This window comes from Ornithinibacter aureus (assembly GCF_009858245.1).
GTDB classification, from domain to species: Bacteria; Actinomycetota; Actinomycetes; order Actinomycetales; family Dermatophilaceae; genus Fodinibacter; species Fodinibacter aureus.
The window spans coordinates 1,358,530-1,380,877 of sequence record NZ_VMSB01000001.1; the positions used below are offsets into that span (position 1 = coordinate 1,358,530).

General features: G+C 70.2%; 22 protein-coding genes and 1 tRNA gene. 13 read left to right on the forward strand and 10 right to left on the reverse strand.

Translation table 11 applies throughout. From position 1 onward, the window contains the following. Window positions 1-4: 4 nt before the first annotated feature. Window positions 5-433: a response regulator transcription factor gene (locus tag C8E84_RS06405; protein WP_159900473.1), complete on the reverse strand. Its 429-nt coding sequence runs from the start codon at window positions 431-433 to the stop codon at window positions 5-7. Between the two features lie 75 nt (window positions 434-508). Here C8E84_RS06405 and C8E84_RS06410 point away from each other — a divergent pair. Beyond that, window positions 509-580, forward strand: a tRNA-Arg gene (locus C8E84_RS06410). Between the two features lie 196 nt (window positions 581-776). Here the strand turns inward: C8E84_RS06410 and C8E84_RS06415 are convergent. The 3 genes from C8E84_RS06415 to C8E84_RS06425 all read right to left on the reverse strand — a co-directional run bounded on the left by C8E84_RS06415 (window position 777) and on the right by C8E84_RS06425 (window position 3,742). After that, complete coding sequence (locus C8E84_RS06415) at window positions 777-1,241, reverse strand: hypothetical protein (protein ID WP_159900475.1); 465 nt, start codon at window positions 1,239-1,241, stop codon at window positions 777-779. A 105-nt stretch (window positions 1,242-1,346) separates the two neighbouring features. After that, complete coding sequence (locus tag C8E84_RS06420; RefSeq protein WP_159900477.1) at window positions 1,347-2,381, reverse strand: hemolysin family protein; 1,035 nt, start codon at window positions 2,379-2,381, stop codon at window positions 1,347-1,349. Further along, a complete protein-coding gene (locus C8E84_RS06425) occupies window positions 2,378-3,742 on the reverse strand; it encodes a hemolysin family protein (protein WP_159900479.1) in 1,365 nt (454 codons plus the stop codon). Before C8E84_RS06425 ends, C8E84_RS06420 begins: the two co-directional genes overlap by 4 nt. 146 nt (window positions 3,743-3,888) lie before the next feature. Here C8E84_RS06425 and C8E84_RS06430 point away from each other — a divergent pair, with 146 nt between their 5' ends. The 5 genes from C8E84_RS06430 (at window position 3,889) to C8E84_RS06445 (ending at window position 10,624) form a co-directional block, all read left to right on the forward strand. Next, window positions 3,889-4,866 carry an ABC transporter ATP-binding protein gene (locus C8E84_RS06430; RefSeq protein WP_159900481.1) on the forward strand — a complete coding sequence of 326 codons (978 nt, stop codon included), beginning with the start codon at window positions 3,889-3,891 and terminating at the stop codon, window positions 4,864-4,866. Then, window positions 4,863-5,660, forward strand: coding sequence for an ABC transporter permease subunit (locus tag C8E84_RS06435; RefSeq protein ID WP_159900483.1), 798 nt, complete (start codon window positions 4,863-4,865; stop codon window positions 5,658-5,660). Before C8E84_RS06430 ends, C8E84_RS06435 begins: the two co-directional genes overlap by 4 nt. Before the next feature lie 164 nt (window positions 5,661-5,824). Beyond that, window positions 5,825-9,697 carry a multifunctional oxoglutarate decarboxylase/oxoglutarate dehydrogenase thiamine pyrophosphate-binding subunit/dihydrolipoyllysine-residue succinyltransferase subunit gene (locus tag C8E84_RS06440; RefSeq protein WP_159900485.1) on the forward strand — a complete coding sequence of 1,291 codons (3,873 nt, stop codon included), beginning with the start codon at window positions 5,825-5,827 and terminating at the stop codon, window positions 9,695-9,697. A 71-nt stretch (window positions 9,698-9,768) separates the two neighbouring features. After that, window positions 9,769-9,945, forward strand: coding sequence for a DUF6104 family protein (locus C8E84_RS17640; RefSeq protein WP_170296268.1), 177 nt, complete (start codon window positions 9,769-9,771; stop codon window positions 9,943-9,945). Between the two features lie 7 nt (window positions 9,946-9,952). Continuing rightward, window positions 9,953-10,624, forward strand: a complete 672-nt coding sequence (locus C8E84_RS06445; protein WP_159900487.1) for a GDSL-type esterase/lipase family protein — start codon at window positions 9,953-9,955, stop codon at window positions 10,622-10,624. Window positions 10,625-10,627: 3 nt separating this feature from the next. On the opposite strand, the gene C8E84_RS06450 is transcribed toward C8E84_RS06445, so the two are convergent. From C8E84_RS06450 to rfbB, 4 genes are all read right to left on the reverse strand, one after another. Then, complete coding sequence (locus C8E84_RS06450) at window positions 10,628-11,482, reverse strand: alpha/beta fold hydrolase (RefSeq protein ID WP_246196820.1); 855 nt, start codon at window positions 11,480-11,482, stop codon at window positions 10,628-10,630. A 76-nt stretch (window positions 11,483-11,558) separates the two neighbouring features. Next, window positions 11,559-12,527 (reverse strand): zinc-binding dehydrogenase, encoded by a 969-nt coding sequence (locus C8E84_RS06455; RefSeq protein ID WP_159900489.1) that lies wholly within the window; start codon window positions 12,525-12,527, stop codon window positions 11,559-11,561. Window positions 12,528-12,586: 59 nt separating this feature from the next. Next, window positions 12,587-13,438 carry a dTDP-4-dehydrorhamnose reductase gene (gene rfbD, locus C8E84_RS06460; RefSeq protein ID WP_159900491.1) on the reverse strand — a complete coding sequence of 284 codons (852 nt, stop codon included), beginning with the start codon at window positions 13,436-13,438 and terminating at the stop codon, window positions 12,587-12,589. Continuing rightward, complete coding sequence (rfbB, locus tag C8E84_RS06465; protein ID WP_159900493.1) at window positions 13,438-14,445, reverse strand: dTDP-glucose 4,6-dehydratase; 1,008 nt, start codon at window positions 14,443-14,445, stop codon at window positions 13,438-13,440. The genes rfbD and rfbB overlap by 1 nt, the downstream gene beginning before the upstream one ends. A gap of 54 nt (window positions 14,446-14,499) precedes the next feature. Here rfbB and rfbA point away from each other — a divergent pair, with 54 nt between their 5' ends. Together rfbA and C8E84_RS06475 are read left to right on the forward strand one after the other, a co-directional pair. Next, the gene (rfbA, locus tag C8E84_RS06470; protein WP_159900495.1) at window positions 14,500-15,378 is read left to right on the forward strand and encodes a glucose-1-phosphate thymidylyltransferase RfbA; all 879 of its coding nucleotides are present in this window, start codon (window positions 14,500-14,502) and stop codon (window positions 15,376-15,378) included. Further along, window positions 15,378-15,986, forward strand: coding sequence for a dTDP-4-dehydrorhamnose 3,5-epimerase family protein (locus C8E84_RS06475; RefSeq protein WP_159900497.1), 609 nt, complete (start codon window positions 15,378-15,380; stop codon window positions 15,984-15,986). Before rfbA ends, C8E84_RS06475 begins: the two co-directional genes overlap by 1 nt. A 56-nt stretch (window positions 15,987-16,042) precedes the next feature. On the opposite strand, the gene C8E84_RS06480 is transcribed toward C8E84_RS06475, so the two are convergent. Next, window positions 16,043-17,212 carry an NAD(P)-dependent malic enzyme gene (locus tag C8E84_RS06480; protein WP_159900499.1) on the reverse strand — a complete coding sequence of 390 codons (1,170 nt, stop codon included), beginning with the start codon at window positions 17,210-17,212 and terminating at the stop codon, window positions 16,043-16,045. Window positions 17,213-17,547: 335 nt separating this feature from the next. Between C8E84_RS06480 and C8E84_RS06485 the strand changes: the two genes are divergently transcribed. The 5 genes from C8E84_RS06485 to sodN are packed head-to-tail and all read left to right on the forward strand — an operon-like array spanning window position 17,548 to window position 21,028. After that, window positions 17,548-18,462 carry an ABC transporter substrate-binding protein gene (locus C8E84_RS06485; RefSeq protein WP_159900501.1) on the forward strand — a complete coding sequence of 305 codons (915 nt, stop codon included), beginning with the start codon at window positions 17,548-17,550 and terminating at the stop codon, window positions 18,460-18,462. A gap of 4 nt (window positions 18,463-18,466) precedes the next feature. Continuing rightward, the gene (locus C8E84_RS06490) at window positions 18,467-19,411 is read left to right on the forward strand and encodes an amino acid ABC transporter permease (protein WP_159900503.1); all 945 of its coding nucleotides are present in this window, start codon (window positions 18,467-18,469) and stop codon (window positions 19,409-19,411) included. Continuing rightward, window positions 19,411-20,253 carry an amino acid ABC transporter ATP-binding protein gene (locus C8E84_RS06495; protein ID WP_159900505.1) on the forward strand — a complete coding sequence of 281 codons (843 nt, stop codon included), beginning with the start codon at window positions 19,411-19,413 and terminating at the stop codon, window positions 20,251-20,253. Before C8E84_RS06490 ends, C8E84_RS06495 begins: the two co-directional genes overlap by 1 nt. A gap of 14 nt (window positions 20,254-20,267) precedes the next feature. After that, on the forward strand, window positions 20,268-20,588 hold the full coding sequence (locus C8E84_RS06500; protein ID WP_159900507.1) for a S24 family peptidase: 321 nt from the start codon (window positions 20,268-20,270) through the stop codon (window positions 20,586-20,588). Between the two features lie 44 nt (window positions 20,589-20,632). Further along, window positions 20,633-21,028: a superoxide dismutase, Ni gene (gene sodN, locus C8E84_RS06505; protein WP_159900509.1), complete on the forward strand. Its 396-nt coding sequence runs from the start codon at window positions 20,633-20,635 to the stop codon at window positions 21,026-21,028. An 81-nt stretch (window positions 21,029-21,109) separates the two neighbouring features. Here the strand turns inward: sodN and manA are convergent, their stop codons facing one another. Next, the gene (gene manA / locus C8E84_RS06510) at window positions 21,110-22,270 is read right to left on the reverse strand and encodes a mannose-6-phosphate isomerase, class I (RefSeq protein ID WP_159900511.1); all 1,161 of its coding nucleotides are present in this window, start codon (window positions 22,268-22,270) and stop codon (window positions 21,110-21,112) included. Window positions 22,271-22,348: the final 78 nt, after the last annotated feature.

Here is a 22,348-nt window from a genome sequence, read left to right on the forward strand (position 1 = left end):
GATTCTATCGACGCGGCTGGGTGCCTCTGCCCCGCTCCGCGAGCCGTGAGACGGCGGCGATGAGTTCGTCGGGGTCGAAGGGTTTGGCGACGAAGGCGTCGAAGCCGGCGTCGCTCGCCTCGGGTGCGTCGTGGGCGATGACGGCCGCCGTGAGCAGGACGACCGGCACCGGGTCCAGACGCGGGTGGGAACGGATCGCGGCGATCGCCCACCACCCGTCGTAGGGCGCCATCTGGGAGTCCAGGACGATGACGGACGGGCGCTGCGCCTCCGGGTCGATCAGGCGCGCCATCGCGGCATGACCGTCGGCGGCCTCCTCCACCCGGAAGCCGGCCAACTCGAGATTGATGCGGAGCAGTCGACGGATCGGCTCGGTGTCGTCACACACCAGGACCAACGGCGCTACGTGCTCGGCTCCCCTGCCGGATTGCATGTCGCCCACCCTAGGCTGGTAACCTCACCGGGCGCTTGGTAACTCCTCGGAGATTCTCGGCGCGGGCCATCACCGGCCCCCGTAGCTCAGGGGATAGAGCACCGCCCTCCGGAGGCGGGAGCGCAGGTTCGAATCCTGCCGGGGGCACCGAACGGACGCGCGCCAGCGCGGCCGAGCTGGGACCCCGGCAGGATTATGGGGAGCCGGAGCAGACCGCGACGAAGGAGCGGGCTGCGACGGCGGCTCCTGCCGGGGGCACAACGCCCGGCGGCTCCTGCCGGGGGCCCCGGGCCTGCCAACAGGCGTCGCCACTGGGAGCACACAAGGGCTCGCGTGAGTCGAGTCAGGCGAAGCCGACTGGCTCGCTGCTCACGTTCACGTCCACCGACCGCTCCGGGTCGGTCCAGTAGGACACCACGACCCACCGCTTGCCCGGCGACGGCGGGACGTCGACCCGGGACCGGGTGACGACGTCACCGTGGGTGCTGATCGAGAGGTCGTGCCACCCGGTGGGCAGCGCCAGCGGAAAGGCAACCCAGTTGTGCTGACCACACACGTCGAAAGCCTGATCCACCACCGTCTGATCCTCGACGTCGACGACCACCCTCACGACGGGGTCCTCGAAGGACTGGTTGGTGACGTACAGGAACACGTTCGCGGAGTCCGCGGACGTGCTGAGCTCGGACAGCGGCCGCGCGACGCCCGGGCACTCCCCACCGCTCCCCAGCCCCGGGAACCCGCCCGACGCACCGCACCCACCCAGGGCGAGCACCAGCGCCAGCGCGAGCACCGCCCGAAGCCCCCTCATCCCGTCATGGTCCTCCGGGAACCGGCCGACGGCAAGGGCTGCCACGAGACGGTCGGTGAGCGATGAGCCCAGCCCTGGCCCGAGCCCGTTCCCAAGCCCGGGGGGTCAGCGCTGCGAGGCGTCCGAGACCTCGCCGACGAGCTCTTCGAGGACGTCCTCGAGGAACACCACGCCGACGACCGAGCCGTCGGCCGCGACGACCCGGGCCAGGTGCGAACCCGTGGCCTGCATGACCCCGAGCACCATCTCGACCTCGTCGTCGCGGCGGACGTTGGCCATCCGGCGCACGCGCTTGGCCGGAACCGGCTCGCCCCGCTCCGTCTCGTCGGCGTACAGCACGTCCTTGAGGTGCAGGTAGCCGCCGAGGTCCCCCGCGGCGTCCCGCACCGGGAAGCGGGAGAACCCGTGCTTGGCCACGAGCCGCTCGATGTCGGCCGGGGTCGCCTCGGGGCCCACGGTGATGAGCGAGGAGACCGGCACACCGACGTCGGCGGCGTCCTTGTCGCTGAACTCCAGCGCCGCGCCGAGCCGCTCGTAGTGCTCGTCCTCGACCAGGCCTTCGTCGCGCGACTCGTTGAGGATGTGCGCGACCTCCTCGGCGGTGAAGGCCGTGGCCAGCTCGTCCTTGGGTTCGACGCCGAACAGCCGGATCAGCGCCTTGGACAGCCAGTCCATCGCGTGGATGATCGGCGCGACGATCTTGGAGACCATCACCAGCGGTGGCACGAGGGCCAGGGCGGAGCGCTCCGGGCGGGCGATCGAGATGTTCTTGGGGATCATCTCGCCGTAGACGACGTGCAGGAAGACGATGAGGCCGAGGGCCAGGCCGAGAGCCACGACGTCCGCGACGACCGACGAGAGGCCGAGGTCCTCGAAGATCGGCGTCAGCGCGTGGTGCAGCGCAGCCTCCGAGATGGCACCGAGCAGCACGGAGCACACGGTGATGCCGAGCTGGCACGTGGCGAGCAGGATGCCGGTGTGCTGCATGGCGTCCAGTGCCGTCTGTGCCCGCTTGCTCCCTGCCTCGGCGAGAGGCTCCAGCTGGCTGCGGCGGGCGGACATCGCGGCGAACTCGGCACCGACGAAGAAGCCGTTGGCGGCGAGCAGCGCCACGGTGAGCAGGATCGTGGTCACACTCATGCCGCACCCCCCGCGTGGGTGCGGGCGGCAGCGGAACCGCTGCGGACGGCATCCTCACCCACAGGGGCCACGGGTGGCCGCAGGCGAAGTCGGTCGACCCGGTGCCCGTCCATGTCGAGCACGCGAACGGTCCAGCCGTCGACGACGACCTCGTCACCCACCATGGGCACGCGGCCGAGCTCGGCCATGACCCACCCGCCGATGGTCTCGTAGGCCGCACCCTCGGGCACGGCGGCCCCGACCCGCGAGCGCACCTCGTCGGGGCGCCAGAGGCCTGGAACGGTCCACGACCCGTCCTTCAGCGCCCGCGCGGTGGTCTGGGAGCGGTCGTGCTCGTCGCTGACCTCACCGACGATCTCCTCGACGAGGTCCTCGAGCGTGACGATGCCCGACGTGCCGCCGTACTCGTCCACGACGACGGCGAGCTGCATGCCGCCCTCGCGCAGCTGGACGAGCAACGGGTCGAGGCGCAGCGTCTCGGGGACGAGCACGGGTGGCACCATCAGCGCCGAGACCGGCACGTCCCCGCGGCGGTCGTAGGGCACGGCGATGGCCTTCTTCACGTGCACGATGCCGTCGATGTCGTCCCAGTCCGAGCCGACGACGGGGAAGCGGGAGTGGCCGGTGCGGCGAGCCAGGGCCACCAGCTCGGCCGCGGTCGCCACCCGATCGATCGACGTTGCCCGCGAGCGCGGTGTCATGACGTCGGCGGCGGTCTGGTCGGCGAAACCGAGGGATGCCGTGACCAGCCTGGCGGTGCCGACATCGAGCGTGCCCGCCTCGGCGGACGACCGGATGAGCGATGCGAGCTCGGCAGGGCTGCGGGCGGCGGAGAGCTCTTCCTGCGGCTCGATGCCGAGCGCCCGCAGAGTGCGGTTGGCGACCCCGTTGAGCAGGGCGATCATCGGCTTCATCGAGATGCCGAACCAGCGCACTGGCGCGGCGGAGATCTTGGCCGTCGCCAGTGGGAGGGAGATGGCGAGGGTCTTGGGCACCATCTCGCCGACGATCATCGAGAACAACGTCGCGATGACCATGGCCAGCACGGAGGCGGTCGAACTGGCGACGGCGTCGCTGAGTCCGAGGCTGAGCAGCGGCCCCGTCAGCAGGGCACCGATCGACGGGCTCGCGATGAACCCGAGGATCAGCGTGGTCAGCGTGATGCCGAGCTGGCACGCGGACAACTGGGTCGACAGCTGCCGGTGCGAGGTGAGAACGGACCGGGCCCCCTTCTCACCGGCATCCACGGCCTTCTGCACGGTGGGCCGGTCCAGGGCCACGAGCGAAAACTCAGCCGCGACGAAGAAGGCGGTGCCGACCGTGAGGACGACGCCGAGGAGCAGCAGCAACCATTCGGTCATAGTCGCCCCATCGTAGGCGAGCAGGGACCCTCGGCCTGCATCCCGAGACACCGCTCCACCGCGAGGTGGACCCGGTTCCACCGCCGGGTTGACCCTCTCGCCACCTGAGCCTGACAGGATCGAGGCATGACACCACGAGTGCGCGGATGAGCGCCACCACCAGCGACGGTGCACGAATCGAGGTCCGGGGGCTGACGAAGCGCTTCGGGTCCTTCGTCGCCGTCGACGACCTCAGCTTCGACGTCGAGCCCGGCCGGATCACCGGCTTCCTCGGGCCCAACGGCGCCGGCAAGACCACCAGCCTGCGAATGATCCTCGGCCTCGTGAATGCCACCAGCGGCACGGCCACGATCGACGGGCACCGGTACGTCGACCTGCCGAACCCCCTGGGCACCGTGGGGGCGGCGCTCGAGGCCACGAACTTCCACCCGGGCCGCAGCGGCCGCGACCACCTGCGTGTGCTGGCCGATGCCGGATCGATCCCCCTGGGGCGCGTCGACGAACTGCTCGAGCTCACCGGTATCCCGGCCGCGGCCCGCAAGCGCGCGGGTGAGTACAGCATGGGCATGCGCCAGCGCCTCGGCCTGGCAGCCGCGTTGCTCGGTGACCCGAAGGTGCTCGTCCTCGACGAGCCGTCCAACGGCCTGGACCCCGAAGGCATCCGCTGGCTGCGCGGGTTCCTGCGGCACCTCAGCAGCGAGGGCAAGACGATCCTCGTCTCCAGCCACCTGCTGGCCGAGGTGCAGCAGACGGTCGACGAGGTCGTCATCATCGCCAACGGTCGGCTCGTCCGCTCGGGCTCGATCGCCGACCTCGAGGGCACCCCGGGTGCCGTCGTGAAGACCTCGGATGCCGGCCGGCTCGCCGGCGCGCTTCGCGTCGCCGACGTCACGAGCACCGTCGACGACAACGGCTCGCTCGTCGCCGACACCACCGACCTGCGCCTCATCGGTGACGTGGCCCTGCGGGCCGGGTTGCCGATCTACGGGCTCCAGCCGCGCAAGGCCGACCTCGAGGCGCTGTTCTTCCAGCTCACCGAGGGCACCAACCGCAACGAGGTGACCGGAGGCGTTGCACCTGCCGAGCAGGATGCCGTCATCGGCCGGGAAGGGGCGAACCTGTGATCCCCGCGATCCGCAGCGAGTTCCGCAAGTTCTTCACCACCCGTCTGTGGTGGGGCATGGCCGTCGGCATCTTCCTCGCCGGCGCCGCCTTCGCCGCACTGTTCGGGTTCCTCCTGACGAGCGAGGCCGCGCTCGAGGGGACCCCGGGCGCACCGACCGGCGACGCCACCCAGATCGCGAACTCGGTCTACCTGGGCGGGCTGGGTGTCGGCTACCTGCTCCTGTTGACGATCGGCGTGTTGCAGATCGGTGGCGAGTACCGGCACAAGACGATCACGTCGACCCTGCTCTCCACGCCCAAGCGCCTCAGGGCCATGCTCGCCAAGGTGGTGGCCCTGCTCGGCATCGGCGTCGTCTACGGCCTCATCAGCCTGCTCGGCTCGGTCAGCGTCGGCGCGATCATCCTCAACCTGCGCGGGCAGGACCCGTTCCCGTCCACCGAAGTGCTTCGGGCTCTTGCCCTGAGCCTGCTCGTGCTCGGGTTGTGGGCGCTGATCGGGCTGGGGATCGGCATCCTCATTCCCAACCAGGTCGCGGCGCTGCTCATCGGCATCGGTGTCGCCTGGATCGTGGAGCCGTTGCTGAACTTCGCGATGACCTTCTGGGAGTTCGGCCGCGAGAACATCGCCCAGTACATGCCGACGTCCGCCACCAATGCCGTGGTCAACGCGGTGCAGTCATCACCCGACGAGGTCCGGCTCGAGTGGTGGGCAGCGGCGCTGGTGCTGGCCGGGTACGCGGCGCTGCTCTCCGGGTTCGGCATCTGGCGCACGACCCGGGCCGACATCAGCTGAGCCCCCTCAGCGCCGGTGTCGGCGGCCGGTATGCCGCCCGTGCGGCATACCGGCCGTCGCACGTGGTCAACCGCTCATCCTTTCGGGCCGCTGTCGCCCCGGGAGCGGGGATACCCTAGGCCGGACCACCCTCAGAGCCGAGCCCAGAAAGAGGCGCATCCTCCGTGGCCGAGCAGTCCCCGTCCAGCGACCCCCTCACGACCTTCGGACCCAACGAATGGCTGGTCGACGAGCTGTACGAGCAATACCAAAAGGACAAGAACAGCGTCGACCGAGCGTGGTGGGACTTCTTCAAGGACTACGCGCCGGGTGAGGCCGCGCTGGGACGGGGCGCCGCGGCCGCGGCCACCCGTGCCGCGCCCGCTGCTGCTCCCGCTGCTCCGGCTGCCGCCGCACCGCTTCCTGCTGCCACGCCCACCGCACCGCCTGCCAACGGTTCAACGCCGGCTGCCAAGGCCGCCACTCCCCCGCCCGCAGCGGCGCCCGCGCCTGCAGCGGCAGCCGCGCCCGCGGCATCCGCGCCTGCCCCCGCGCCCGCGCGCAACGAACCCGCCCCTGCGGCATCCACCCCCAAGCCTCGCGAGGCGGCCGCGCCCCAGGCCTCGGGTCCGCTCGGCGACGCCGCCCACACCCCGATCCGCGGGGCGAGCGCCCGGGTCGTCACCAACATGGAGTCCTCGCTCCAGGTGCCCACCGCGACGTCGGTGCGAGCGGTCCCGGCGAAGCTGCTCATCGACAACCGCATCGTCATCAACAACCACCTCGCCCGCAGCCGCGGCGGCAAGGTGAGCTTCACCCACATCATCGGCTACGCACTCGTCAAGGCACTGGGCGTCATGCCCGCGATGAACAACGGCTTCGGCCACGACGCCGCGGGCAAGCCGGTGCTGATCACCCCCGCGCACGTCAACCTCGGCCTGGCCATCGACCTGGCCAAGCCCGACGGCACCCGCAGCCTGCTCGTGCCGTCGATCAAGGCCGCCGAGACGATGGACTTCGCGCACTTCTGGACCGCCTACGAGGAAATGGTCAAGAAGGCCCGTGCGGGCAAGCTGACGGTCGAGGACTTCCAGGGCACGTCGATCTCGCTGACCAACCCCGGCACCATCGGCACGGTGCACTCGGTGCCGCGGCTCATGCAGGGCCAGGGCACGATCATCGGCGTCGGGGCGCTGGAGTACCCGGCCGAGTGGGCCGGCGCGAGCCTGGAGACGCTCAACCGCAACGCCGTGAGCAAGATCCTCACCCTCACGAGCACCTACGACCACCGCATCATCCAGGGCGCCCAGTCCGGCGACTTCCTGCGCATCGTGCACTCGTTGCTGCTCGGCGAGCACGGCTTCTACGACGAGATCTTCGAGAGCCTGCGCATCCCCTACGAGCCGATCCGCTGGGTGCAGGACGTCGACACCTCGCACGACGACGACATCAACAAGGTCGCGCGCGTCCAGGAGCTCATCCACGCCTACCGCGTGCGGGGCCACCTCATGGCCGACACCGACCCGCTCGAGTACAAGCAGCGCCGCCACGAGGACCTCGACGTCACGACCCACGGCCTGACCCTGTGGGACCTCGATCGCACCTTCGCGACGGGTGGCTTCGGCGGACAGCCGTTCCTGAAGCTGCGCAAGATCCTGGGCATCCTGCGCGACTCGTACTGCCGCTCCATCGGCGTGGAGTACATGCACATCCAGGACCCCGAGCAGCGCCAGTGGATCCAGCAGAAGATCGAGGTCGGCTACGCCAAAACCACCCGTGAGGAGCAGCTGCGCATCCTGCGCCGGCTGAACGCGGCGGAGGCGTTCGAGACCTTCCTGCAGACCAAGTTCGTCGGGCAGAAGCGCTTCTCCCTCGAAGGTGGCGAGTCCGTCATCGCGCTGCTCGACCGGGTGCTCTCGCGGGCCGCCGAGGACAAGCTGCACGAGGTCTGCATCGGGATGCCGCACCGCGGCCGTCTGAACGTCCTCGCCAACATCGCGGGCAAGTCCTACGGACAGATCTTCCGCGAGTTCGAGGGCAAGCAGGACCCCCGATCGGTCCAGGGGTCGGGTGACGTGAAGTACCACCTCGGCACCGAGGGCACCTTCACCGGTGAGGACGGCTCGACCACCAAGGTCTACCTCGCCGCCAACCCCTCGCACCTCGAGGCCGTCAACCCGGTGCTCGAAGGCATCGTGCGGGCCAAGCAGGACCGCCTCAACCTCGCCGGTGAGGACTTCACCGTCCTGCCCGTGCTGCTGCACGGTGACGCCGCCTTCGCCGGGCAGGGAGTCGTCGCCGAGACGCTCAACCTCTCGCAGCTGCGCGGCTACCGCACCGGCGGAACGGTGCACGTCGTCATCAACAACCAGGTCGGCTTCACGACCTCGCCGAGCTCGTCACGCTCCTCGACGTACTCCACCGACGTGGCCCGGATGATCCAGGCGCCGATCTTCCACGTCAACGGCGACGACCCCGAGGCGTGCGTGCGCGTGGCCGAGCTCGCCTACGAGTTCCGCAAGGAGTTCCGCAAGGACGTCGTCATCGACATGGTCTGCTACCGCCGCCGCGGTCACAACGAGGGCGACGACCCGTCGATGACCCAGCCGCTGATGTACAACCTCATCGAGGCCAAGCGCAGCGTCCGCAAGCTCTACACCGAGTCCCTCATCGGCCGTGGTGACATCACCGTCGAGGACGCCGGAGTGGTGCTGCGCGACTACCAGCAGCAGCTCGAGCGGGTCTTCGTCGAGACCAAGGCGGCGCTCAAGGAAGCCGAGGCCGAACCGGCCGACACGGCGTACTCGGGCACCGACGTCGAGGGCCACACCGGTCTGGAGCCGCCGGCGGCGCAGACCCGAGGTGCCGACCGCACCAAGCACTCGTCGACGCACACGGCCATCAGCCCGGAGATGCTCACCCGCCTCGGCGACGCCTTCATCGACATCCCGCCGGGGTTCACCGTGCACCCCAAGCTCAAGCAGATGCTCGAGAAGCGCGCCGCGAGCACGCGGGAGGGCGGGATCGACTGGGGCACCGGTGAGCTGCTCGCCTTCGGTTCCCTCCTCATCGACGGCACCCCGGTGCGCCTCGCCGGCCAGGACAGCCGCCGCGGCACCTTCGTGCAGCGGCACGCGGTGCTCATCGACAAGGAGAACGCCGCCGAGTGGACCCCCCTGCTCTACCTCGGGGAGGGCCAGGGCAAGTTCTGGGTCTACGACAGCCTGCTCTCCGAGTTCGCCGCGATGGGCTTCGAGTACGGCTACTCGGTCGAGCGGCCGGACGCCCTCGTGCTGTGGGAGGCGCAGTTCGGCGACTTCTTCAACGGCGCCCAGACGATCGTCGACGAGTTCATCTCGAGCTCGGAGCAGAAGTGGGGCCAGCGGTCCTCGGTCGTCCTGCTGCTGCCCCACGGCTACGAGGGCCAGGGCCCGGACCACTCCTCGGCCCGCATCGAGCGCTTCCTCACGATGTGCGCCGAGGGCAACATGACCGTGGCCTACCCCTCGACCCCGGCGTCCTACTTCCACCTGCTGCGCCGTCAGGCCTACGCGCGCCCGCGCCGCCCGCTCATCGTCTTCACGCCGAAGTCGATGCTGCGCCTGAAGGCCGCGAGCTCGGCCCCGGAGGACTTCACCACCGGCGGCTTCCGGCCGGTGATGGGCGACACGCCGGGGGCGACCTCGGGCGAGGTGACCCGCGTGCTCATCGCCGCCGGCAAGGTCGTCTACGATCTGCTCGCCGAACGCGATCAGCGCGGTGACACCTCGACGGCGATCCTGCGTCTGGAGCAGTACTACCCGTTGCCCGCCGCCGACCTCGCCGAGGAGTTGGCGAAGTACCCGGGCGCCGAGGTCGTCATCGTCCAGGACGAGCCCAAGAACCAGGGCGCCTGGCCGTTCCTCGCGCTGAACCTGCCCGAGGCCCTGCAGGCACTCGGTGAGAACCGGATGCCCACGGTGGTGTGCCGCCCGGCTTCCGCCTCTCCGGCGACCGGGTCGACGAAGAAGCACCAGATCGAGCAGGCCGACCTGATCGCCCGCGCCTTCGACCGCTGATGGTCGACACGCCGGATGCCGTGCGCCGCCCGGGCGCACGGCGTCCGACCGCGGGCGGGTAACCTCACACCGTGTACTTCACCGACCGTGGCATCGAGGAGCTCCAGACCCGCCGCGGCGACGAGGAGGTCACGTTCGACTGGCTGGCGGAGCAGCTGCGCACGTTCGTCGACCTCCACCCGGACTTCGAGGTGCCCGTGGAGCGGCTGGCCACCTGGCTGGCGCGACTGGACGATGAGGACGAGTGACCCGCTGATGTCGTACGAACACCCCGACGAGGGCCAGGCCCCCCTCGAGTTCCGGCCGAGCGCCGAGGCCCAGGTCGTCGCCGAGGGTCCGCGCGACCTCGCGCTGGTCTTCCTCGGTGGCTCACTCGTCGCGGGGGTCGGCGACCCCAAGGGTCAGGGGTGGGTGACCCGGGTGGTCGGCCGCACCCAGCACCCCGACCTCGAGCTCACGGCCTACAACCTGGGGGTGCGCGGCGACACCTCCGCCGACGTGCTGCACCGCTGGACCACCGAGGTCCCGTCACGGTGGTCAGGGCGCAGCGAACGGCGCATCGTCGTCTCCGTCGGCACCAACGACGTGCTTCAGGGCATCTCCCTCGCGCGGCACCGGCTCAACCTCGCGAACCTGCTCGATGACGCTGCGACCGCGGGGGTCGGCACGTTCGTCGTCAGCCCTGCGCCGACCGACGACGCCGACCTCAACTCCCGACTCGAGGTGCTCGTCGAGGCGCAGGCCGACGTGTGCAGCCGGCGTGACGTCCCGTTCGTCGACTCGTTCGCCCCGCTGGCCGGCCACGACCAGTGGCGCACCGACCTGGCCGCGAGCCGCGTCGCCCACCACCCGGGGCAGGCCGGCTACGGCCTCATCGCGTGGCTCGTGCTGCACCACGGCTGGGGCCCGTGGCTGCAGATCGCCTGACGATCAGCCTGCAGGGGCGGTGACGAACTCGCGCACCAGGTCGGCGAACCGGTCGGGGTCGTCGAGGTGGGGGAAGTGCCCGGCACCCTGGAACAGCTCGACCCGGCACTCGGGGATCGACGACGTCGCCGAGGCCGCGTGCCACGCGGGGATCATCCGGTCCTTGGTGCCCCAGACGACGAGGGTGGGGGTGGGGGCGACCTCGGGCAGGTAGTCGTGGGCGGTGACGCTCTGGCCACCCGGGTCGATGACCGCCCGGGTCGTGGCGAGGAAGGCCCGGCGGGTGTCGGCGTCCCCGAGGGAGGTGAAGCCGTGCCACACCTGGGTGATGTCGGAGCCCGGGTGCACCCCGACCTTCTGCAGGGCACGGCCGGCCGAGGCCAGGCGGTCGCGCATCCAGCCGGACGCGATGACCGGCAGCACGTACTCGGCACCCGGGAGGGCGGCTGAGCGCAGCAGGGGGCTGACCTCACGCCCGAGCCCACCGCTGGAGACGAGCACGAGTCGCTCGACCCGCTCGGGGAACAGGTAGGAGAACACCATGGCGATGCCGCCGCCGAGCGAGTGCCCGACGAGCGTCACCCGCTCGATCTCGAGCCGGTCCAGCAGGTCCCGAAGGGTCGCGGCGTGCGCCCCGAGGGAGTAGTCCCCCATCGGCTTGGCCGACTCACCGTGGCCGAACAGGTCCGGGACGATGACGCGGTGGTCCTCGTCCAGCCGGTCGACGAGGTGGGCCCACTGGCGCTGGCTCCCGAGGATGCCGTGGATGAACAGCAGCGCCGGGCCACTACCGCTGTCGCCGTAGGAGAAGGTGTGCCCGTGAAGGGTCACCGTGTGCTCGGTGGACGTCACGTTCACGGTGGCTCCTGATGGCAGGTAGTGGATGGGGACCCTCAGGTTACCGCCCAGTAGCCTCGACCGCGGCGAGGTGTGATCAGATCGAGAAGACGACCTTGCCGCTCACCCGGCCGGCCACCATCGCCTCGAAACCCTCCCGGGCGTCCGCGAGCGGCAGCACCGAGTCCACGAGCGGCTCGATGCCGGCGTCGACGACGAACCGGGAGAGCCGTTCGAGCTCGTCTCGCGTCCCCATCGTCGACCCGATGACACGAAGCTGCTTGAAGAAGATCTTGGTCAGCTCCGCCTTGGTCGGTGCGTCGCCCGAGGTCGCGCCCGAGATGACGATCGTGCCCCCGGGTCGCAGGCTGTTGACCGAGTGCGACCACGTCGCGGCACCGACGGTCTCCATGACGGCATCGACGCGCTCGGGAAGGCGGGCCCCGCTCGTGAACGCCTGGTCGGCCCCCAGGGCGAGCGCCTGCTCACCACGGGCCGCGTCTCGGCTCGTGACCCACACCCGCAGCCCGGCCGCCGAGCCCAGCTGCACCAGAGCGGTGGCCACGCCACCGGCGGCCCCCTGGACGAGCACGGTCGAACCGGGCTGGACGTCTGCGTTGGTGAACAGCATCCGGTAGGCCGTGAGCCACGCCGTGGGCAGGCAGGCCGCGTGCTCCCAGGACAGCCCCTCGGGCTTGGGGACGAGGTTGCGGGTCGGCACGGCGACGACCTCGGCGAGCGTGCCGTCGTGCACCTCGGAGAGCAGGCTGCGCCGGGGGTCGAGCGTCTCGTCACCGGCCCACCCGGGGGACGAGACGACCGCGTGGACGAGCACCTCGTTGCCGTCGGCGTCGACCCCCGCACCGTCACACCCGAGCACCATCGGCAGCCGATCCGCGGGCAGCCCCACCCCCCGCAGGGACCACACGTCGTGGTGGTTGAGCGCCGCGGTGCGCAGTCGCACCGTGGTCCACCCGTCGGGGACGATCGGGTCGGGGCGTTCACCGACGGTCAGGCCGGTCAGGGGGTCGGTCATCGACTGGCTGGTGCAGGTCACGGCGAGCATGACCTGACCCTACGACCCCGCCGCATCCTGCGCCCCGTTGCGGGTCACACGGAATGCGTTCAGGGCGACAGGACCGTCGGGGCCGACCGGTGCAGGGCATCGCGCCAGTGCGGCAGGGGCTGCACGCCGGCCGTCTCCCACATGTCGTGCGACAGCACGCTGTACGCCGGTCGCGGCGCCGGCAGCGGGAAGTCCTCGGTCGCGATCGGTGTCACCCGCTGCGGGTCCAGCCCCAGCTCCTCGAACACCGCACGCGCCAGGTCGAACCACGAGCACTCGCCGGACGACGTCCCGTGCCAGATGCCGAAGGGGGCGCCTGCGTCGACGATCCGCACGATGGCCTCAGCCAGGTCGACGGTCCACGTCGGTTGCCCGACCTGGTCGGCCACGACGGTCAGGGTCTCGCGCTCACCGGCCAGTCGCTGCATCGTCGCCGGGAAGTTCTTGCCGCCGGCGCCGTAGAGCCAGGCGGTGCGCACGATCCACGAGCGCGAGCAGTTCGCGCGAACCGCCCACTCCCCCGCCGCCTTGGTACGGCCGTAGGCGGATGCCGGGGCGACGGGTGCGTCGGCGGCGTACGGTTCGTCGCCCGAACCGGCGACGACGTAGTCGGTCGAGATCTGGACCATGGCGGCGCCCGCCCGCTCGGCCGCGGTGGCGAGGTTCGCGGCACCGACCGCGTTCACGGCGAAGGCTCGGGCCTCGTCGCTCTCCGCGGCATCCACCGCGGTGTACGCGGCACAGTTCACGACGACGTCGTGTCCGGCCACCTGCTCGGCGCACTGGGCGGGGTCGAGGATGTCGAGGCCGGGAAGGTCAGCACGGGTGACCACGTGCCCGGCGTCCTCGAGGACCGCGCGCAGGTCCTGACCGAGCATTCCTGCGGCACCGGCGACGAACCAGCGAGCCATCAGGGGGCCACGACCTTCTGGGTGCGGGCGTACCTGGCCTCGGTGGCGTCCTTCTGGGGGCGCCACCACGCCTCGTTCTCGCGGTACCACTCGATCGTCGCGGCGAGACCGTCGCGGAAGCTCTCGTAGCGGGGCGACCAGCCGAGTTCGGAGCGCAGCCGACCCGCCTCGATGGCGTACCGCATGTCGTGCCCGGCCCGGTCGGTCACGTGGTCGTACGCGTCGGGCTCCTGACCCATCAGCTCGAGGATCATCCGCACGACGTCGCGGTTGTTGACCTCACCGTCGGCCCCGATGAGGTAGGTCTCGCCGATGACGCCCTTGTCGATGATCGTCCAGACCGCCTCGTTGTGGTCGTCGACGTGGATCCAGTCGCGCACGTTGAGACCGGCGCCGTAGAGCTTGGGCCGGACCCCGTCGAGGACGTTGGTGATCTGGCGCGGGATGAACTTCTCGACGTGCTGGCGCGGGCCGTAGTTGTTCGAGCAGTTCGAGATCGTCGCGCGCAGACCGAACGAGCGCACCCACGCCCGCACGAGCAGGTCGGAGCCGGCCTTGGTCGAGGAGTAGGGCGAGCTCGGGTTGTACGGGGTGTCCTCGGTGAACTTCTTCGGGTCGTCGAGCTCGAGGTCGCCGTAGACCTCGTCGGTGGAGATGTGGTGGTAGCGCACGTCGTGCCGGCGAGTGGCCTCGAGCAGGGTGAACGTGCCGATGAGGTTGGTGCGCACGAACGGGCTCGGGTCCTCGAGCGAGTTGTCGTTGTGCGACTCGGCGGCGAAGTGCACGACCACGTCGGCGTCGGCGACGAGCGGGTCGACGACAGCGGCATCCGCGACGTCCCCCTCGACGAACGTCAACCGGTCGACGACCCCGGACAGCGAGTCCGTCGACCCGGCGTAGGTGAGTGCATCGAGCACCGTGACCTGCACGTCCGGACGGGTCGCGAGGGTGAGGTGGACGAAGTTGCTGCCGATGAACCCGGCGCCGCCGGTGACGAGGACCTTCATGGCGCCAAGGGTAGTGGCCGCGCGCCGTCGGCCCCGCCGACTAGGCTCGGGCCCATGAAGGGCATCATCCTCGCCGGCGGCTCCGGTACGCGACTGCACCCGATCACCCGGGGCATCTCGAAACAGCTCATGCCGGTGTACGACAAGCCGATGGTGTACTACCCGCTGTCGACGTTGATGATGGCCGGGATCCGCGAGGTCCTGCTCATCACGACCCCGCAGGACCTCGAGCAGTTCCAGCGCCTCCTCGGCGACGGCAGCGCCTGGGGCATCGAGCTGTCGTACGCCGTGCAGCCGAGCCCCGACGGACTCGCCCAGGCCTTCGTCATCGGCGCGGACTTCATCGGCAGCGACTCGGTCGGCCTCGTGCTCGGCGACAACATCTTCCACGGCACCGGCCTCGGCACCGCGCTGCGCTCGCTCACCGACGTGCGCGGGGGCCACATCTTCGCCTACCACGTGAGCGAGCCCTCGGCCTACGGTGTCGTCGAGTTCGCCGCCGACGGAACCGTGCTCTCCATCGAGGAGAAGCCCGAGAACCCCCGATCGGAGTACGCCGTGCCGGGCCTGTACTTCTACGACAACGACGTCGTCGAGATCGCGCGCAGCCTCGAGCCCAGCCCCCGAGGTGAGCTGGAGATCACTGCGGTCAACGAGACCTACCTGCGCCGCGGCGACCTCACCGTGACCGTGCTGCCCCGCGGCACGGCGTGGTTCGACACCGGCACCTTCGAGGGCCTGATGGACGCCAGCCAGTTCGTCCACGTCGTCGAGGCCCGGCAGGGCTACAAGATCGGCTGCGTCGAGGAGATCGCCTGGCGGGCCGGCTGGATCGACGACGAGGCGTTCTCCGCCCTCGGTGACGACCTCCTGAAGTCGGGGTACGGGACCTACCTGCACGCCTGCCTCGCGCGGGGACGGTCGGGCTCCTGATGCACATCGAGCCGCTGTCCATCGCTGGCGCCTTCGTCGTCACCCCGCGGCAGTTCCCCGACGACCGGGGGGTCTTCCTCGAATCCTTCCGTGGCGACCGCCTCGCCGAGCACCTCGGGCACCGGCCGGACATCGTGCAGACCAACGTCTCGGTCTCGGCGCGGGGCACGGTCCGTGGCATCCACTTCGCCGACGTCCCCCCCGGGCAGGGCAAGTACGTGACGGCCCTGACCGGGTCCCTCGTCGACTACGTCATCGACGTGCGGGTGGGCTCCCCCACGTTCGGGCAGTGGGAAGCGGTCACCCTCGACACCACCGACCGGCGGGCGGTGTACCTCTCCGAGGGGCTGGGGCACGCGTTCTGCGCGCTCGAGGACGACACCACGGCCATGTACCTCTGCACGGCCACCTACAACCCGACCGGCGAGCACGGCATCCACCCGCTGGACGCCGAGGTCGCCCTCACCCTGCCCGACGGCATCGAGCCGCTGCTGTCGGCCAAGGACGAGGCGGCCCCGACCCTCGCCGACGCGGCGGCGTCCGGTCTCCTCCCGACCTACGCCGCGTGCACGGCCTGGGCGGCCACCCTCGCCGAACTCCCCCGCTGACGGCGGGCGGACGGCATCCCTGGTCCGGATGCCGTCCGCCCACCACCGGGGTCAGCTCACCTGCCACTCCTGGCCAGGGCCACCACGGCTGAGGCAACGGCGTCGGCGACGCCCTCCTGGAACACCGAGGGCACGATGCACTCGACACTCGGCTCCTCGACGAGGTCAGCGATCGCGTGGGCGGCCGCGAGCTTCATCGCCTCGGTGATCCGGGGGGCTCCGGAGTCCAGGGCGCCACGGAAGATCCCGGGGAAGGCCAGCACGTTGTTGATCTGGTTCGGGAAGTCCGAGCGGCCGGTGGCCACGATGGCCGCGTGCCGGTGCGCGACGTCCGGGTGAACCTCGGGCGTCGGGTTGGCGAGCGCGAAGACCATGCCGCCCGGCGCCATGAGAGCCACCTCGTCCTCCGGGACGGTGCCACCGGACACCCCGATGTAGACGTCGGCGCCGGTCAGGGCGGTGCTGATCCGGCCCGAGAGGCCGCGCGGGTTGGTCGAGGCCGCGAGCCGGCTCTTGTGGCCGGTGAGGTCCTGGCGCGACGGTGCGATGATGCCGCGCGAGTCACAGACGACGACGTCGCGCACCCCGGCCCGCTGGAGCAGCTTGGTCACGGCGACCCCGGCTGCACCCGCCCCGGAGACGACGACCCGCTGCTCGGGCAGTCGACGGTCCAACACCCGCATGGAGTTCAGCAGCCCCGCGAGGACGACGATCGCCGTGCCGTGCTGGTCGTCGTGGAAGACGGGGATGTCGAGGCGGTCCTTGAGCTGCTCCTCGATGTCGAAGCAGCGTGGTGCCGAGATGTCCTCGAGGTTGATGCCTCCGTACGACGGGGCGATCCGGGCGATGGCCTCGACGAGCTCGTCGACGGTGCCGGTCTCCATGACCACCGGCACGGCGTCGATGCCGGCGAAGTGCTTGAACAGCACCGCCTTGCCCTCCATGACCGGCATGGCCCCGAGCGGGCCGATGTCGCCGAGACCGAGCACCGCCGTGCCGTCGCTGATGACGGCCACGGTGTTGCCGCGTGCGGTGTACCGGCTCGACAGGGAGGGGTCGGCCGCGATGGCCAGCGACACCTCGGCGACGCCGGGCGTGTAGAGCAGCGAGAGGTCGTCCCGGTCGCGCAACGGCTTGGTCGCGTGTACCCCGAGCTTGCCGCCCTCGTGAGCACGAAAGACCGGGCTCTCCGGGTCGACGAAAGGGACGAGGGGCGACGCAGCCATGAGAGGCAGCTCCTTCGGGGCGACGCGTCAGCAGCAGACGCGCGGGGGGTGGAAGCGCCCACGACGACGGCGGGCGGCGCGGCATCCGGGGAAGGGGTGAGGTTCCGAACGGCTCGCAGGGCGCGGGGGTGGCTGCGCTGCGCGCCATCATGACACGCTCGCCGGGTCCAGCACAGGGTCCACGGTGTGACCCCCGTCGCGTCCGCGGACCACGGAATCCGTTGCCCATGTTGTTACCCAGGCGTGACGTGCGCAGGGCCCGGCGGTGGCAGGATCGCCCTCGTACCCCCGTGCCGCGTCGCACCCCTGCGGCACGCCCCCGTGAAAGGACGCACATGTTCCGCACCCGCGCGCTGGCCCTGGCCGCCGTCGCCTCGACCGCCCTCGCCCTGACCGCCTGTGGTTCCGACTCCCTCTCCGAGGGTGACGCGAGCGCCACTCCCGAAGCCTCGACGAGCGCCCCGACCGTCGACGAGGCCCTGGTCGCCAAGCTCCCCGAGAGCATCAAGAGCGCCGGCGTCATCAAGATCGGCACCGACGCCACCTACCAGCCCAACGAGTTCCTCGACGCCGACGGCAAGACCGTCATCGGCATGGACGTCGACCTCTTCGACGCGGTCATGGCCAAGTTCGGGGTCAAGACCGAGTGGGTCCCCTCCGCCTTCGACGCGATCATCCTCGGCGTCCAGAGCGGCAAGTACGACGTCGGTGTCTCGAGCTTCACGGTGAACAACAAGCGCATGGCGCAGGCCACGATGGTCAGCTACTTCAAGGCCGGCACCCAGTGGGTGACCCAGAAGGGCAACCCGAAGGCCATCAACCCCGACGACGCGTGCGGCAAGACCGTGGCCGTGCAGAAGGGCACCGTGCAGGCCGACGTCGACCTGCCCGCCCGCCAGAAGGCGTGCACGGATGCCGGCAAGCCGGAGATCAACGTCCTCGTCGACGCCGACCAGGCCAAGGTGACCGCCAGCGTTCAGTCGGGCAAGGCCGACGCTATGCTCGTCGACCTCCCGCCGGCCATCGCCGCGGTCGACCTGACCGGTGGGCAGCTCGAACTGCTCGGCGAGCAGTACGACTCGGCCCCGTACGGCTACGTCCTCAAGAAGGAGGACACCGCGTTCGGTGAGGCCATCGTCGAGGCGCTCAAGCAGCTGGAGTCCGAGGGCACGTACCTCGAGATCCTGACCAAGTGGAAGACCGAGGGCGGCGCGATCAACGACTTCGCCGTGAACCCGACGGTCTCCTGACGTCATGACGTCGACCACGCAGGACCGGCCGGGCCGCATCGAGGCCCGGCCGGTCCGGCACCCCTGGCGGTGGGTGGCCATGGCCGTCATCGCGGTGCTCGCCGCCATGATGGCCAGCTCGTTCCTCACGAACGAGAAGTGGAACTTCCCCTTCGCGTTCGAGATCATGCAGCAGAGCCCCGTCATCGAGGGCCTGTGGAAGGGCACCATCTTCGGCACGGTCGGGGCGATGATCCTCGGCATCGGGCTCGGGGTCGTGCTCGCCGTCATGAGACTGTCGACCAACCCGGTACTGCGCGGGGTCGCGTTCGTCTACACCTGGTTCTTCCGGGCCATCCCCCGCTACGTCCTGCTCGTGCTCCTCGGCACCGGCATCGGCTTCCTCTACCCCGTGTTCGACATCGGGGTGCCGTTCGGTCAGCAGATCGGCAACGCCCTGGGCATCGAGGGTGGTCTGACGTTCTTCCAGCTCGACTACAACAGCATCTCGAGCACCATCTGGGTCGGCATCCTCGGCCTGGGTCTGTCCGAGGCCGCATACATGGCCGAGATCGCCCGCGCCGGCATCCTGTCGGTCGACAAGGGCCAGACCGAGGCCGCCCAGGCGCTCGGCATGCCCCCCGGCAAGACGATGCGCCGCGTCGTGCTGCCCCAGGCGATGCGGGTCATCGTGCCACCCACCGGCAACGAGACCATCGCCATGGTCAAGGACACCTCACTGCTCGCAGCGGTCCCCGTCATCGTCGAGCTGTTCTACCAGAGCTACCAGTTCGGCCAGCGCAGCTTCCAGATCATGCCCGGCATCGTCGCGGCGACCATCTGGTACCTCATCGTCTGCTCGATCCTCATGGTCGGCCAGTCCCGCCTCGAGCGCTACTACGGCCGTGGCTTCGGAGCAGTCCCCAAGAAGACCCAGGCCAAGCTCACCAAGATCGGGGCGGACCACTGATGGCCGACTCCACGGCCCGAACCGGCTCGGATGCCGCACCGCTCGTCCACGCCGTCAACGTCACCAAGGCGTTCCACGGCAACGAGGTGCTCAAGGGCATCGACATGGACGTCGCCCGCGGCGAGGTGGTCGTGCTCCTCGGCCCGTCGGGGTCGGGCAAGACCACGTTCCTGCGCTGCATCAACCAGCTCGAGACCATCGACGGCGGCCGCATCTGGGTCGACGGCGACCTCATGGGCTACGAGGACCGCGGCGGGGTGCTGCACCACCTCACCGACAAGCAGATCGCGGGACAGCGCCGCGAGATCGGGATGTGCTTCCAGCGGTTCAACCTGTTCCCGCACAAGACGGTGCTCGAGAACATCATCGAGGCCCCCACCCAGGTCAAGGGCGTCAGCAAGGCCGAGGCGACGGCTCGTGCCCTGGAACTGCTCGAGCAGGTGGGGCTGTCCGACAAGCCGGCCGCCTACCCGTCGCAGCTGTCCGGCGGGCAGCAGCAGCGAGTGGCGATCGCGCGGGCCCTGGCGATGGACCCCAAGCTCATGCTCTTCGACGAGCCGACGAGCGCGCTCGACCCCGAACTCGTCGGTGAGGTGCTCAAGGTCATGCGTGACCTGGCCGAAGGCGGTATGACGATGATCGTCGTCACCCACGAGATGGGCTTCGCCCGCGAGGTCGCCGATCGCGTCGTCTTCATGGACGCCGGCGTCGTCGTCGAACAGGGCCCCCCGTCGGAGGTCATCGGCAACCCCCAGCACGCCCGCACCCGGGCCTTCCTGTCCCGCATGCGCCAGGAGGAGGCCGCACACGCCGCCGCCCAGGACCCCATCGCACAGCGGTGAGACCCCGGTCGCTGATGCCGCTGCCCGCCCTCGTGCGGGTACGGGGGGTCTCGATGCTGCCCACCCACCGCGAAGGTGACGTCCTGCTCGTGGTGCGTGGGCGGCATCCGCGCCCCGGTCAGGTCGCCGTCGTCCGGCTGCCCCCGGACTCCGCTGGCACCCCGAGACCGCTGTCGGTCAAGCGGATCACCGGCCCCGACCCGGACGATTCGACCCGGTGGTGGATCGACTCCGACAACGCTGCCCAGGGGCTGACGTCCTTCGACGTCGGTTCACTCGCGAGCGAGGACATCGTCGCCGTCGTCGTCGGTCGTGTGTGGCGGCCGCTGAGGTAGGTTGATGGGGACCGCGAGATCCCCACATCCTCAGGAGAGAGACCATGCTGTCGCTGTTCCGCATCACCGATGTCTCCGCCCACTGCGACCTGCCCTGTGGCGTGTACGACCCCGCTCAGGCCCGCATCGAGGCCGAGTCGATCAAGGCGATCATCGCCAAGGTCGCCGACAACGACGACCCCGACTTCCGCACCCGTGCGATCGTCATCAAGGAGCAGCGCTCCGAACTGGTCAAGCACCACCTGTGGGTGCTGTGGACCGACTACTTCAAGCCCCCGCACTTCGAGAAGTACCCCGAGCTGCACACCCTGGTCAACGAGGCCACCAAGCTTGCTGGCGCCTCCGGCACCAAGGGCGAGCTCGACGCGGCGAAGGCCGACGAGCTGCTCGCCAAGATCGACGAGATCGCCACGATCTTCTGGGAGACCAAGAAGGCCTGAATCTCGGCCTTCTGACGTTTCTGCCAGCAGCCGCTCGGCACGCCCCCGTCGGGTGTGCCGAGCGGTTTGCTGCAGCAGGGGTCAGGACGACGGGGGCGGAACGCTTGCCACGTAGACCTCGCCGGCGCCCTCGAGAGCGACCGCTCCCTCACCGGCGGGCAGGAATGCCGACTCGGCATCACCCAGGTCGAGCACCCGGGAGCCCGAGCGAAGGGTGACCGCACCCCGCAGGCAGAACGCGATGCGAGGGCCCCGGCCACCGGGCAGGACACGCCCGGGCGTCACCCGGTAGAGCACGAACCGGTCCGACGCGCTGTCGAAGACCTCGAGGCCAGGCTCCACCGTGCGTCCGCGACCGGCGATGCCTCCGGCGCGCGGGTCGACGATCCGCAGGAGCTCAGCGACGTTGACCTCCTTGCTGGTCAGCCCAGCGCGCACCACGTTGTCGGAGTTCGCGAGCACCTCGATCCCGAGCCCTCGCACGTACGAGTGCAGCACTCCGGCCGCCACGTCGACGTACTCCCCCGGCTCGAGCACGCGGTAGTGCATGAGCAACAGGACGACGAGGCCGATGTCGTCGGGGTGTTCCTCGGCAACCCCGACGATGGCGGCGGCCGCGTGCCCGAGGTCATCTCCCGACGACTCGAGCCGGACACAGGCGGCGACGACCGATCGTGCGAACTCGTCGACGTGCTCCGCCGGGGTCGCGAGCACGAGGGCCAGCGTCTCGTGCACCGGGTCCGCCGCCGCCGACGCCTGCTCGACGATCGTCGTGAACCGGTCGACGTCCAGGCGCCGAGCCAGGTCGACGACCTCGTCGAAGCTGCGCATGCCGACGAACACCTCGAAGGGGGCCAGCGCCAGCAGCAGCTCGGGTTTGGCCCAGTCGTCGACGTAGACGGCGTCGCTGGTCCGGGCGCGCTCGGAGCACGCCTGTTCGGCGGTGGGGTGGGCTTGGATCGAGATGGCACGCCCTGGCGCAAGCACCTTGAGCAGGAACGGCAGCCGAGGGCCGAACCGATCGATGCAGTCAGCCCCCAGCTCCTTGACGGCATCGGCGGCGATGACGGCGGCGAGGTCTGGGTTGCCCGGGCGATCGGTGCCGCTCGGGCCGCCCTCGTGGGCACCCATCCACAGTTCGGACTCCGGTTCCGGGCTCGGGATGTCACGCCCTTGCAGGCTGGCGATCGAGACGTGCGATCCCCACGCGTCGGAGAAGACGACGGGCGTCAGGCGATCCACGGCAGGGCAGCTCTCGGGTGGGTGTGTGGGCCAGCTCGGCGGGCACGTGCCGAGGCGGGGGACGAGCGACCTCAGATG